Origin of the sequence: Ruegeria marina (assembly GCF_900101475.1) — a bacterium.
Lineage (GTDB): Bacteria > Pseudomonadota > Alphaproteobacteria > Rhodobacterales > Rhodobacteraceae > Ruegeria_B > Ruegeria_B marina.
The window spans coordinates 14,087-27,086 of sequence record NZ_FMZV01000020.1; the positions used below are offsets into that span (position 1 = coordinate 14,087).

The 13,000-nt window shown below is 64.4% G+C and carries 14 protein-coding genes; all 14 read left to right on the forward strand.

Annotation, left to right across the window (positions count from 1 at the left end):
- Window positions 1–84 precede the first annotated feature (84 nt).
- The 14 genes from BLT75_RS20690 (at window position 85) to BLT75_RS20745 (ending at window position 12,985) form a co-directional block, all read left to right on the forward strand.
- A complete protein-coding gene (locus BLT75_RS20690; RefSeq protein WP_093036601.1) occupies window positions 85–1,617 on the forward strand; it encodes an AMP-binding protein in 1,533 nt (510 codons plus the stop codon).
- Window positions 1,614–3,218 carry a carboxyl transferase domain-containing protein gene (locus BLT75_RS20695; RefSeq protein WP_093036604.1) on the forward strand — a complete coding sequence of 535 codons (1,605 nt, stop codon included), beginning with the start codon at window positions 1,614–1,616 and terminating at the stop codon, window positions 3,216–3,218. The genes BLT75_RS20690 and BLT75_RS20695 overlap by 4 nt, the downstream gene beginning before the upstream one ends.
- Before the next feature lie 115 nt (window positions 3,219–3,333).
- A complete protein-coding gene (locus BLT75_RS20700) occupies window positions 3,334–4,305 on the forward strand; it encodes an NAD(P)H-dependent flavin oxidoreductase (RefSeq protein ID WP_093036608.1) in 972 nt (323 codons plus the stop codon).
- Window positions 4,306–6,252, forward strand: coding sequence for an acetyl-CoA carboxylase biotin carboxylase subunit (locus BLT75_RS20705; RefSeq protein WP_093036611.1), 1,947 nt, complete (start codon window positions 4,306–4,308; stop codon window positions 6,250–6,252).
- Between the two features lie 66 nt (window positions 6,253–6,318).
- Window positions 6,319–7,173 (forward strand): hydroxymethylglutaryl-CoA lyase, encoded by an 855-nt coding sequence (locus BLT75_RS20710; protein WP_093036614.1) that lies wholly within the window; start codon window positions 6,319–6,321, stop codon window positions 7,171–7,173.
- 67 nt (window positions 7,174–7,240) lie between these two features.
- The gene (locus tag BLT75_RS20715; protein WP_093036617.1) at window positions 7,241–8,029 is read left to right on the forward strand and encodes a crotonase/enoyl-CoA hydratase family protein; all 789 of its coding nucleotides are present in this window, start codon (window positions 7,241–7,243) and stop codon (window positions 8,027–8,029) included.
- A 184-nt stretch (window positions 8,030–8,213) separates the two neighbouring features.
- Window positions 8,214–8,579 (forward strand): NADH-quinone oxidoreductase subunit A, encoded by a 366-nt coding sequence (locus tag BLT75_RS20720; RefSeq protein ID WP_093036620.1) that lies wholly within the window; start codon window positions 8,214–8,216, stop codon window positions 8,577–8,579.
- Window positions 8,570–9,103, forward strand: coding sequence for a NuoB/complex I 20 kDa subunit family protein (locus tag BLT75_RS20725; RefSeq protein WP_030003237.1), 534 nt, complete (start codon window positions 8,570–8,572; stop codon window positions 9,101–9,103). The genes BLT75_RS20720 and BLT75_RS20725 overlap by 10 nt, the downstream gene beginning before the upstream one ends.
- Before the next feature lie 12 nt (window positions 9,104–9,115).
- Window positions 9,116–9,721 carry an NADH-quinone oxidoreductase subunit C gene (locus tag BLT75_RS20730; protein ID WP_093036623.1) on the forward strand — a complete coding sequence of 202 codons (606 nt, stop codon included), beginning with the start codon at window positions 9,116–9,118 and terminating at the stop codon, window positions 9,719–9,721.
- A complete protein-coding gene (locus BLT75_RS24475) occupies window positions 9,721–9,894 on the forward strand; it encodes a hypothetical protein (protein ID WP_176828154.1) in 174 nt (57 codons plus the stop codon). Before BLT75_RS20730 ends, BLT75_RS24475 begins: the two co-directional genes overlap by 1 nt.
- Before the next feature lie 4 nt (window positions 9,895–9,898).
- A complete protein-coding gene (locus BLT75_RS25115) occupies window positions 9,899–10,027 on the forward strand; it encodes a hypothetical protein (protein WP_281243191.1) in 129 nt (42 codons plus the stop codon).
- A 69-nt stretch (window positions 10,028–10,096) separates the two neighbouring features.
- A complete protein-coding gene (locus BLT75_RS20735) occupies window positions 10,097–11,311 on the forward strand; it encodes an NADH-quinone oxidoreductase subunit D (RefSeq protein ID WP_176828155.1) in 1,215 nt (404 codons plus the stop codon).
- On the forward strand, window positions 11,311–12,555 hold the full coding sequence (locus tag BLT75_RS20740) for an NADH-quinone oxidoreductase subunit E (protein WP_093036629.1): 1,245 nt from the start codon (window positions 11,311–11,313) through the stop codon (window positions 12,553–12,555). The genes BLT75_RS20735 and BLT75_RS20740 overlap by 1 nt, the downstream gene beginning before the upstream one ends.
- A 22-nt stretch (window positions 12,556–12,577) precedes the next feature.
- Window positions 12,578–12,985: a hypothetical protein gene (locus BLT75_RS20745; RefSeq protein WP_093036631.1), complete on the forward strand. Its 408-nt coding sequence runs from the start codon at window positions 12,578–12,580 to the stop codon at window positions 12,983–12,985.
- Window positions 12,986–13,000 lie beyond the last annotated feature (15 nt).

Below are 13,000 nucleotides of genomic sequence, written 5' to 3' on the forward strand. Positions count from 1 at the left end.
CAAATTTTCGGCACGCACATGTGCTCATTCAGGAGACATATGCTACAACGCTGAAAAACAAGGCTCTTTCCTCTGGAGGAGTGCATGAGTTTCACTGCGCGCATACCCGGATTGCGCCCAGATGGGGGCTGGGACCTGCCAGAGCGACTGAACATGGCGCGTCAGTGCCTGTCCCACCCGGCGGGCGATCTGGCGATCATCGACCTGACCGGGCCAGAGAGGCGCGACATCACCTATGGGGCGTTGACCGGCATGGTCGATAACCTGGCCCGCTACCTGTTGACGCGGGTTGCCTCTGGAGATCGGGTTGGCGTGCTGCTCAGCCAGTCGCCCTGGTGCGCCGCCGCCCATCTGGCGATCTGGAAGATCGGTGCGATTTCGGTTCCGCTGTTCAAGCTGTTCAAGCAGGATGCCCTGCGGTCCCGTGTCTCGGATGCGGGCGTGCGGCTGGTGCTGACTGATGCCGAGGGCGCCGGGCTTCTGGGTGATCTGGCCGAACCGGCGATGACCGCCGAGGCAGGGAAAGAGGGCGCGCCGGTTCCCTTCGCCGATACCCGACCCGAAGACCCTGCGGTTCTCATCTATACCTCCGGCACCACCGGCAGCCCGAAGGGCGCGCTGCATGGTCACCGGGTGCTGACCGGGCACCTGCCCGGAGTCTCGATCAGCCATGACCACCTGCGCGCGGGCGACTGCCTGTGGACCCCTGCCGACTGGGCCTGGATCGGCGGTCTTTTCGACGTGCTGATGCCGGGGCTGGCGCTGGGCATTCCGGTGGTCGCGGCCCGTCTTGACAAGTTCACGCCCGAGGCCTGCGCCGATGTGATTGCGCGTGGCGGCGTGAAGAATGTGTTCTTTCCGCCCACCGCGCTCAGGATGCTGAAAGTAGCCGACCGCTCGATTCCAGGCCTGCGGTCGGTCGCAAGCGGAGGCGAACCGCTGGGTGCCGAGATGCTGGCCTGGGGCCAACGCGCCTTTGGCCTGACGATCAACGAATTCTATGGTCAGACCGAATGCAACATGGTCGCCTCCTCCTGCGCGGTTGATTTCGCGCCGCGCCCCGGCTGTATCGGCAAGCCGGTGCCGGGGCACGAGGTGGAGGTGATCGACGCCCATGGCAATCCGACAGGGGACGAAGGCGATGTCGCCATCCGGCGCGGCTCGGCCTCGATGCTGCTGGAATACTGGAACCGGCCCGAGGAAACGGCGGCCAAGTTCCGGGGCGACTGGCTTGTCACCGGCGACCGGGGTGTGTGGGAGGGCGCGTACCTCCGTTTCGTGGGCCGAGAGGACGACGTGATCACCTCGGCCGGTTACCGCATCGGCCCCGCCGAGATCGAGGATTGCCTGCTGACCCACCCGGCGGTCGCGACCGTGGGCGTGGTCGGCAAGCCAGACCCGCTCAGGACCGAGATCGTCAAGGCCTATGTGGTGTTGAAACCGGGCACCCAGGTTTCGGGAACGGATTTGCAGGACTACGTCAAGGAGCGTCTGGCCCACTACTCTTATCCGCGCGAGGTGGCATTTCTCGACGCGCTGCCGATGACAGTGACAGGCAAGGTGATCCGCAAGGAATTGAAGCGCCGCGCAGCGGCTGAACTGGAGGCCAACCAATGAAACTCAACTCCAAGGCCATGCCCGCCTCCGAGGGCTTCAAGGCGAACCGGGACGCGCATCTCGAAGCGCTGGCCCGGATCGGCGCCGCAGCCGAGGCCGCCCGCGCCGGTGGGGGAGACAGGGCGCGCGAACGCCATGTCTCGCGCGGCAAGATGCTACCGCGCCGGCGGGTGGCGAACCTGCTTGATCCCGGCTCGCCCTTTCTGGAAATCGGCGCGACTGCCGCCCACGACATGTATGACAACGCCGCCCCCTGCGCCGGTGTGATCGCCGGTATCGGCCGGGTCGAGGGGCAGGAGGTCATGGTGGTCTGCAACGATGCTACCGTGAAGGGCGGCACGTATTATCCGATGACGGTCAAGAAACACCTGCGCGCTCAGGAGATCGCCGAGGAAAACAACCTGCCCTGCATCTACCTGGTGGACAGCGGCGGCGCTAACCTGCCCAACCAGGACGAGGTGTTCCCCGACCGTGACCACTTTGGCCGCATCTTCTACAATCAGGCGCGCATGTCGGCCAAGGGCATCCCGCAGATCGCCGTGGTGATGGGCTCCTGCACCGCAGGTGGCGCCTATGTGCCCGCCATGTCCGACGTCACCATCATCGTCAAGGAACAGGGCACCATCTTTCTTGCAGGTCCGCCGCTGGTCAAGGCCGCGACGGGCGAGGTGGTGAGCGCCGAGGATCTGGGCGGCGGCGATGTGCATACCCGCCTGTCGGGCGTGGCCGATTACCTGGCCGAGGACGACGCCCATGCGCTGGCGCTGGCGCGGCGCGCGGTGCGCTCGCTCAACCGGCGCAAGCCGCTGACGGTGGACTGGGCCAGCCCCGAAGAACCGGCCTATGACCCCGAGGAAATCCTGGGCGTGGTGCCCGCCGACCTGAAAACCCCCTATGACATTCGCGAGGTGATCGCGCGGCTGGTCGACGGCTCGCGTTTTGACGAGTTCAAGCCGCGCTTTGGCGAGACCATTGTCTGCGGGTTTGCGCATCTCAAGGGCTGCCCGATCGGCATCATCGCCAATAATGGCGTGATCTTCAGCGAGGCGGCGCAAAAGGCCGCGCATTTCGTGGAACTGTGCAGTCAGCGCAAGATCCCGCTGGTGTTCCTGCAGAACATCACCGGCTTCATGGTGGGCCGCAAATACGAAAACGAAGGCATCGCGCGCCACGGCGCCAAGATGGTGACGGCGGTCGCCACCACCAGCGTGCCCAAGATCACCATGCTGGTGGGCGGCTCGTTCGGGGCGGGCAACTATGGCATGGCGGGCCGCGCCTATCAGCCGCGGTTCCTGTGGACCTGGCCCAACAGCCGGATTTCCGTCATGGGCGGCGAGCAGGCGGCTGGCGTTCTGGCCACCGTCAAGCGCGACGGGATCGAACGCGCGGGCGGCAGCTGGTCGACCGAGGAAGAGGCAGAGTTCAAACGCCCGACGCTGGAGATGTTCGAGAGGCAGTCTCATCCGCTCTACGCCAGCGCCCGGCTCTGGGATGACGGTATCATCGACCCGCGCAAGAGCCGTGACGTGCTGGCGCTGTCGTTGAGCGCAGCGCTGAACGCGCCTATCGAGGAGACACGCTTCGGCGTGTTCCGGATGTGATCCTCCTCTTTTCCCAAAAACTCCCGGGGTCCGGGGGCAGCGCCCTTGGTGCGGTCGTTTCCTGGCGTCAGGCGACCCGGTGCGATTCCGGCCGGAACGACACAAGGGACAGGCCATGATCCGCACGCGGCTCACTGAAACCTTCGGTCTTGATTATCCGATCGTGTCGGCTCCCATGGCCCGGGTCGCCGGCGGGCGGCTGGCGGCGGCGGTGTCGCGGGCCGGGGGGCTGGGCCTGATCGGTGGCGGTTATTGCGATGCTGACTGGATCGAGGCTGAATTCGCCAATGCCGGCAACACCGCCGTCGGCTGCGGTTTCATCACCTGGCGACTGGCCCAGGCGCCGCAGGTGCTCGACGCGGCGCTCGATCGCGGCGCGCGTGCGGTGTTTCTGTCCTTTGGCGACCCTCGGCCCTTTGCCGAAAGTATCCATGCGGCCGGGGCGGCGCTGATCTGCCAGGTACAGACGCTGGTCGATGCGCGCCAGGCCGTCGAGGCCGGAGCAAAGGTGATCGTGGCCCAGGGGGGCGAGGCCGGTGGCCATGGTGCCAACCGGGCGACCATGACGCTGGTGCCCGAAGTGGCGGATCTGTTGCGGACGGTTTCTCCTGAAACGCTTTTGCTGGCAGCGGGTGGGATAGCCGACGGGCGGGGCCTAGCTGCGGCCTTGATGCTGGGCGCGGACGGGGCGCTGGTGGGGACGCGTTTCTGCCTGAGCGACGAGGCCCTGATCCCACCCCGGTTTCAGCAGGCCGGTATCGCGGCAAACGGTGACCAGACCATTGCCACCAAGGTGGTCGATATCGTGCGCGGCTATGATTGGCCCGAGCGGTTCCGTATCCGCGTTCTCGACAACGCATTCACCGCGCGCTGGCAGGGTGATCTGGACGGGCTGCGTGCCGATCCCGCGCAGCACGCGGCCTGGGCCGCAGGCCTGGCCGCAGGTGATCCGTCGGTCGCCAATCCGGTGCTGGGTGAGGGGATAGGGCTGGTTAACGGCAGCGCCCCTGCGGCGGAAATCATGAAACAGATGGCCCATGAGGCCGAGGCCCTGCTTGCGGGCGGCTGGTACAGAAGGAAGAGCTAGATGTTCGACAAGATCCTGATTGCGAACCGGGGCGAGATCGCCTGCCGTGTGATGGAAACGGCGCAGCGTCTGGGCGTGGCCTGCGTTGCGGTCTATTCCGACGCCGACGCAGGGGCCAAACACGTGGCGATGGCTGATCAGGCCGTGCATATCGGCGGTGCCGCCCCGGCCGACAGCTATCTGAAGGGGGATGTGATCATTCAGGCGGCGCTCGATACCGGCGCTCAGGCGATCCATCCTGGTTACGGTTTCCTGTCCGAGAACCCCGATTTCGTCGACGCGGTCGAGGCGGCGGGCCTGACCTTCATCGGCCCTTCGGCCAGGGCGATCCGCGCCATGGGGCTGAAGGATGCCGCCAAGGCGCTGATGCAGGAAGCGGGCGTGCCCGTCGTGCCCGGTTATCATGGGGCCAACCAGGACCCCGAGCATCTCTCGGGGGCGGCCGATGCCATCGGCTATCCGGTGCTGATCAAGGCGGTCGCGGGCGGCGGCGGCAAGGGGATGCGCCTTGTCGAACGACCGCAGGATTTTGCGGCGGCGCTCGACAGCGCGCGGGGCGAGGCGAAGACCGCCTTTGGCAACGACGCCGTGCTGATCGAGAAATATGTCTCGAAACCCCGCCACATCGAGGTGCAGGTGTTTGGCGATGGCACTCATGCGGTGCATCTGTTCGAACGCGATTGCTCGCTCCAGCGCCGCCACCAGAAGGTGATCGAGGAAGCGCCCGCGCCGGGCATGACCGAAGAGATGCGTTCGGCCATGGGTCAGGCGGGCGTGCGCGCCGCCGAGGCCATCGGCTACAAGGGGGCCGGTACGGTCGAGTTCATCGTGGACGCCTCCGAAGGGCTGCGCGCCGACCGGTTCTGGTTCATGGAGATGAACACCCGTCTTCAGGTCGAACATCCGGTGACCGAGGCGATCACTGGTGTCGATCTGGTGGAATGGCAGTTGCGCGTGGCCGCAGGCGAGAGCCTGCCGGCCCGGCAAGAGGATCTGTCGATCAATGGCCATGCGTTCGAGGCGCGGATCTATGCCGAGGATGTGCCGAAAGGGTTCCTGCCCGCCACCGGCACGCTCAGCCATCTGGAGTTTCCAGCGGGCGCCCGTATCGACAGCGGCGTGCGCGCGGGCGATACGATCAGCCCCTGGTATGACCCGATGATCGCAAAGATCACCGTGCATGGCCCGACCCGGGGCGCGGCCCTGCGCCAGCTCGAGCGGGCGCTGCGCTGGACGGATATCGGTGGCACCGTCACCAACGTGTCCTTCCTGCGGCTCTTGGCCTGTCAGCCAGACTTCGTCCGGGGCGATGTCGACACCGGCCTGATCGGACGCGAGGCGGACAGCCTGACCGCCGCGCCGGTGGCCTGTACCAAGGCGCGTTCGATCGCGGCGCTGGCGGCCTTGGGCCTGCACGAAGGGGCGGGAGAACTGGGCGGTTTCACACTGTGGGAACCGCTGGGCTGGGATGTGGCCCTGATCCATCAGAACGAGGACATCCAGGCGCGGGTTCTGGTCAGTGGTCCGGGGTGTTTCGACGTCTCGCTGGGCGAAGGCGTCCGGCACCGGGTCGAATTCCGGGGCGGTTTGTGGTGGGTCGACGCGACACGGGTGCAGGCAAGGGTTGCCCGGCAGCCGGACGAGTTGACCGTGTTCTGGGGCAATGGATATCGCTTTGACATCTTCGACCCGCTGGCGCGCGAGACAAGTGCGGGTGGCGACACCAACGTGATCCTTGCGCCGATGCCCGGCCTGGTGAAAGCGGTGTTTGCAACCGCCGGACAGGAGGTCCGGGAGGGTGACCGGCTGGCCATTCTCGAAGCGATGAAGATGGAACATTCGTTGCTGGCCGCGCGCGATGGCGTGGTGGCCGAAGTGCTGGCAACCGCCGGTTCCCAGGTCGAGGCCGGCGCGGCGCTGGTCCGGTTGGAACCCGAGGATGAATGAAGGCGGGACGGGTCTTTGCCAGCGTGATATTGGTTTCGTGAACCACAAGGAAGCGGGAGAGCGCAGATGGGCGATTTTGTCGAGATTTTCGAGGTAGGCCCGCGCGACGGGTTGCAGAATGAAAAACGCGAAATCCCGGTAAAGGACAAGGTGGCGCTGGTCGATTGCCTGAGCCGCGCGGGCTTCAGCCGGATCGAGGTGGCGAGTTTTGTCTCGCCGAAATGGGTGCCGCAGATGGCGGGCTCGGCCGAGGTCCTGGCAGGAATCAAGCGGGCGGAAGGTATCAGATATGCGGCGCTGACCCCGAACATGCGCGGATATGAGGACGCTCTGGCGGCCAGGGCCGACGAGATCGCCGTTTTTGCCTCAGCCTCGGAAGGGTTTTCCAAGGCGAATATCAACGCCACCATAGACGAGAGCATCGAACGCTTCGTGCCGATCCTCGAGGCAGCGCGCCATATCGACTTGCCTGTGCGCGGCTATGTCTCTTGCGTCACGGACTGTCCGTATGACGGGCCGACGCCGCCCGAGAAAGTGGCCGAAGTGGCCGACCGGCTGTTCGCGCTCGGATGTTACGAGATCTCGCTGGGGGACACCATCGGACAAGCAACGCCCGACAAGATTGCACGGATGTTGATGGCGGTGCGCGAACGGGTGCCGGTCACGCGGCTGGCCGGGCATTACCACGACACCGCAGGCCGGGCGCTGGCCAATATCGACGCCTCGCTGGCGCTGGGCGTGCGCGTCTTCGATGCGGCGGTCGGGGGGCTTGGGGGCTGCCCCTATGCTCCGGGCGCGGCAGGCAACGTCGCGACCGAGGCGGTCGTCGCCCATCTGGAACGCCTTGGCTATCGGACCGGGCTGGACCTGGGTGTGATCGAGGAAGCGGCCGAAATGGCTCGTAAAATGCGCTCGGCCTGAAACCTGCGACCTTTGACATTCTGGCCCTGCGTGGTTCGAGCCGGGTACCGGCCGTGAAGGAGATATCATGTACGAAACCATAACGATCGAGACAGATGCGCGCGGCGTCGCCACCCTGACCCTGAACCGGGTGGACAAGCACAATGCGATGTCGGCACAGATGTTGGCGGACCTGACCGCGGCCGCCGGAGAACTGGCGGCGGATGAGGCTGTGCGGGTCGTGGTTTTGACGGGCGCCGGAAAGACATTCTGCGCTGGTGGCGATCTGGCCTGGATGCAGGCGCAGATGGCGGCGGATGCTGAAACCAGGTTTGTCGAGGCGCGCAAGCTGGCCGAGATGCTGCAGGCCCTGAATACCTTGCCCAAGCCGCTGATCGGGGCGTTGCAGGGCAACGCCTTTGGCGGCGGCGTCGGTATGGCCAGCGTCTGCGATGTCGCCATCGGGGTCGATAATCTGAAAATGGGCCTGACCGAGACGCGGCTGGGGATCATTCCCGCCACCATCGGCCCCTATGTCATCGCCCGCATGGGCGAGGCGCGGGCGCGGCGGGTGTTCATGTCCGGCCGAATCTTCGATGCGTCCGAGGCGGTACAACTGGGCCTTCTGGCCCGGGCGGTGCCGGCCGGCGATCTTGCCTCGGCCGTCGAGGCGGAAGTGGTCCCCTATCTGTCTTGTGCGCCTGGAGCGGTCGCTTCGGCAAAACAGCTGGTCCGGGATCTTGGCCCGCGCGTCGACGATGCCGTCATCGACCGGACCATCCGGGCTTTGGTCGACCGTTGGGAAACCGACGAGGCTCGCGAAGGAATCGGCGCGTTCTTTGACAAGCGAAAACCTGCATGGAATACTCAGGTTTGATCCGGGCGTGAGCGCGTGCGCGATCCTGAAAACATTCAGGAAATCACATGCCTTCTGCGTCGAAATATGCGCTTCTGGACGCGTTCGTTCAGTTGACCCTCTGCGCGGGCGCGGTTAGAGAAGGTCCAGTCAATACGCCAATTGACGGCGCGTCCAAACGGGGCGCGCAGGAAAGGAGCCACTCGTGGAAGAGCTGTTGCGGGAATACCTCCCGATCCTGGTGTTTCTGGCCGTCGCCGCCGGTCTTGGCATAGTCCTGATTCTCGCGGCTGTTGTCTTGGCGGTCCGGAATCCCGATCCCGAAAAGGTCAGCGCCTACGAATGCGGGTTCAACGCATTCGACGACGCGCGGATGAAGTTCGACGTCCGGTTTTACCTGGTGTCGATCCTGTTCATCATCTTCGACCTCGAAATCGCGTTCCTGTTTCCCTGGGCCGTGGGGTTCAAGGACATGAGCGATGTGGGCTTCTGGTCGATGATGGTGTTCCTCGGCGTGCTGACCATCGGCTTTGCCTATGAATGGAAGAAGGGGGCGCTGGAATGGCAGTGATGACCGGTGCCAACACCGCTGGAGTCGACAAGGAAGTCGCGACCCAGGCCCTCAATGCCGAGTTGCAGGACAAGGGTTTCCTGCTGACATCGACCGAGGACATCATCAACTGGGCCCGGACTGGCTCGTTGCACTGGATGACCTTCGGCCTGGCCTGCTGCGCGGTCGAGATGATGCATACCTCGATGCCGCGCTATGACGCCGAACGCTTCGGCATCGCGCCGCGCGCCTCGCCGCGCCAGTCGGACGTGATGATCGTGGCCGGTACACTCACCAACAAGATGGCGCCCGCGCTGCGCAAGGTGTACGACCAGATGCCCGAGCCGCGTTACGTGATCTCGATGGGGTCATGCGCCAACGGCGGCGGATACTATCACTACAGCTATTCCGTGGTGCGCGGTTGCGACCGCATCGTGCCGGTCGACATCTATGTGCCGGGCTGTCCGCCGACCGCAGAGGCGCTGCTTTATGGTCTGTTGCAGCTGCAACGCAAGATCCGCCGCACCGGCACCATCGTGCGCTGAGGAGACAATTCGATGAGCCAAGCTCTCAAGGAACTGGGAACCCACCTCGAATTGACGCGGGCGGATTGCGTGCTGTCCTGGGATGTTGCCTTTGACGAGTTGAACGTCGATGTGGCGCCGTCCAACCTGGTGAATTTCGTCGAGTTTCTGAAGTCGGATTCGGCCTGCCGTTTCTCGACCCTGGTCGACATCACGGCGGTGGATTATCCGGCGCGGCCCAAGCGGTTCGACGTGGTCTACCATTTCCTCAGCATGTATCAGAATCAGCGTATCCGCTTGCGGGTGTCGATCCGGGAAGAGGACATGGTGCCATCCATCGTCGATGTACATCCGTCGGCGAACTGGTTCGAGCGCGAGGTGTTCGACATGTTCGGGATCCTGTTCTCCGGTCATCCGGATTTGCGCCGGATCCTGACCGACTACGGGTTTCGCGGCTATCCGCTGCGCAAGGATTTTCCGACCACCGGTTATACCGAAGTGCGCTATGACGAGGCCGAGAAGCGTGTGGTTTACGAACCTGTGAGCCTGGTTCAGGAATATCGCCAGTTCGATTTCATGTCCCCGTGGGAAGGTGCCAATTACATTCTTCCGGGGGATGAAAAGCAGGAGGCGAAGTGATGGAGTTCGTCATCTGGCTCGTTTGGACCGTTGCGACCATCGTGCCGATGCTGAAGCTTCTTCCGCATTTCGGGATCGACAAGTATTGGGCGCTGGTCTGTGTCGTTCCGGTGGGGGCGCTTGGGCTTTTGTGGTGGATGGCGGTCAAGCTTCAGGAACTGGAGCGCAGGTGAGATGATGGCGATTCTGGGGGAACTGGCGGCGATAGTGGTACTGGGGCTGATCCTGACCGGGTTTGCGGCCAGGGCTCCCGAGGCGCAAGGCGTCCGGGTTCGGGCCGGGACAAAGGCAGACAAGCGGCGCTGACTGCGTCGACTGACGGGCAGGCGCCCGAGCGAGTTGAAATCCGGGTTTCCCGGACAGGAGTGACAGATGATGGACGGTGGCAAGGGCTTCGAAGACGCGCTGACGGGCGAGCAGAAGATCCGCAACTTCAACATCAACTTTGGCCCGCAACACCCTGCGGCGCACGGTGTGTTGCGCCTGGTGCTGGAGCTTGACGGCGAGATCGTCGAACGCTGCGATCCGCATATCGGCCTGCTGCACCGCGGCACCGAGAAGCTGATGGAAAGCCGCACCTATCTTCAGAACCTGCCCTATTTCGACCGGCTGGATTACGTGGCGCCAATGAACCAGGAACATGCCTGGTGCCTGGCCATCGAGAAACTGACCGGCGTAGAGGTGCCGCGCCGCGCCAGCCTGATCCGGGTGCTTTACTCGGAAATCGGCCGTATCCTGAACCACCTCTTGAACGTCACCACCCAGGCGATGGACGTGGGCGCGCTGACCCCGCCGCTGTGGGGGTTCGAAGAGCGTGAAAAACTGATGGTGTTCTACGAGCGCGCCTGCGGCGCGCGCCTGCACGCGGCTTATTTCCGGCCCGGCGGCGTGCACCAGGATCTGCCCGACGCGCTGCTAGACGATATCGAGGCCTGGAGTCACAGTTTCCCCAAGGTTCTGGACGATATCGACGGGTTGCTGACCGAAAACCGCATCTTCAAGCAGCGCAATTGCGATATCGGCGTCGTGACCGAGGAAGAGATCCTCGAATACGGCTTCTCGGGCGTGATGGTGCGCGGTTCGGGCCTGGCCTGGGACCTGCGCCGCGCGCAGCCCTATGAATGTTATGACGAGTTCGAGTTCCAGGTGCCCGTGGGCAAGAACGGCGACTGCTACGACCGCTACCTCTGCCGGATGGAAGAGATGCGCCAGTCGATCTCGATCATCCGTCAGGCCATCGCCAAACTGCGGGACTGTCCCGGTGATGTGCTGGCGCGCGGCAAGCTGACTCCGCCGTCACGCGGCGACATGAAGACCTCGATGGAGGCGCTCATCCATCACTTCAAGCTTTACACCGAAGGGTTCCACGTGCCCGCGGGCGAGGTCTATGCCGCCGTCGAGGCGCCCAAGGGCGAATTCGGCGTCTACCTCGTTGCCGACGGCACCAACAGGCCCTACCGGTCCAAGATCCGCGCGCCGGGTTACCTGCACCTTCAGGCGATGGATCACGTCGCCCGCGGCCACCAGTTGGCCGACGTCGCCGCCATCATCGGCACGATGGACATCGTTTTTGGAGAGATCGACCGCTAATGCTCCGCCGTCTGCATCCCGAACAGCCCGACAGTTTCGCCTTTACCCCCGCCAACCTGGTCTGGGCGCAAGGCCAGATCACCAAGTACCCCGAAGGCCGTCAGGCCAGCGCGATCATTCCGCTTCTGTGGCGCGCGCAGGAGCAGGAAGGCTGGCTGAGCCAACCCGCCATCGAAACCGTCGCCGACATGCTGGGCATGGCCTATATCCGGGCTCTCGAAGTGGCTTCGTTCTACTTCATGTTCCAGCTGCAGCCCGTTGGTTCGGTAGCACATATCCAGATTTGCGGCACCACATCCTGCATGATCTGCGGCGCCGAGGATCTGATCGCGGTTTGCAAGGAAAAGATCGCCGAGAAACCGCATGCCGTGTCGGCGGATGGCAAGTTCAGCTGGGAAGAGGTGGAATGCCTCGGTTCCTGCACCAATGCCCCCATGGCGCAGATCGGCAAGGATTATTACGAGGATCTGACCGCCAAGCGGTTGGGCGAGATCCTTGACGAACTGGCTGCCGGCAAGGTGCCGGTACCCGGTCCGCAAAACGGCCGGTACGCCTCCGAGCCGCTCAAGGGGCTTTCAAGCCTGACTCAGCATGACAGCGGCAAGACCCGTTACAATGCGAGCGTGCAGTTGGCGACCGACATCGGCGATACGGTGAAGCGGATCGACGGAACCGAAGTGCCGTTGCTGACGCCCTGGATCGGCAAGGATGGTTCGGTCGCCAGCCGTGCCGGCAAGGTAAGCCCGCCGCCGGCGCCGGCGGCGCCGAAACCGGCGGTCAAACAGACCCCGAAGGCGGAAGCGAAACCTGAACCGAAGCCCGAGGCGGGCCCGTTCGTGAAACCGTCCGCTCCCCTGCCTGGGCAGGAGGATCTGGCTACCCGCAAGGGCACATGGCGTTATGAGGCACCAGCGGACGAGGCAGCACAAGCCGCTGCAGCCGAACAGGCAGGCGAGGAACAGCCCCTTACCTTGACCGCCGCGCGCGAGGGCGGGGCGGACGACCTGAAGCTGCTCAAGGGTGTCGGCCCCAAGCTCGAGCAGCTTCTGAACGAGTTGGGCTTCTACCACTATGACCAGATTGCCGCCTGGACCCCGGCGCAAGTCACCTGGGTTGATGCGCGTCTGAAGTTCAAGGGCCGGATCGAGCGCGATGGCTGGATCGATCAGGCCCGCGCACTGGCTGCGGGAGAGGAAACGGAATTTGCCAAACGGGCGAAGAAGGACGGAATTTACGACGAATAACTGACAACAGGGAGACCACACCATGACGACCTCAACGGAAAAATCGGCGGACACCGCGCGTGTCTGGAAACGGGCGGCCTATGGCGGGCTCGTGGTCGCGGGTGTGATCCTGGTGTTTGGTCAGACAAGTGTCATGACCGCTGCTGTGGCCGGTGTGCTCGCCTTTGCTGCGGGCGGCTACCTTGGCAGCCGGATGTCCGGTGCGGTGCGAGAGACCGAGGCGCGGGCCGATGTCGCCCCGAGCGCTCCGGCGCCGATGACGGAACCGGTGGCCGCCAGCGCGGTAGCGGAACCCGAGCCGGTCGCGACAGTGGTCGAGGCCGCAGAAGAGATGAAATTGGTTCAGCCCTCCAAGGCCTTGCCGGGCGAAGCTGAACTGGCCGCGCGCAAGGGCACGTGGCGATATGAAGGTAACAGTGCCACGGCGTGATCCGTGGCGCGCACT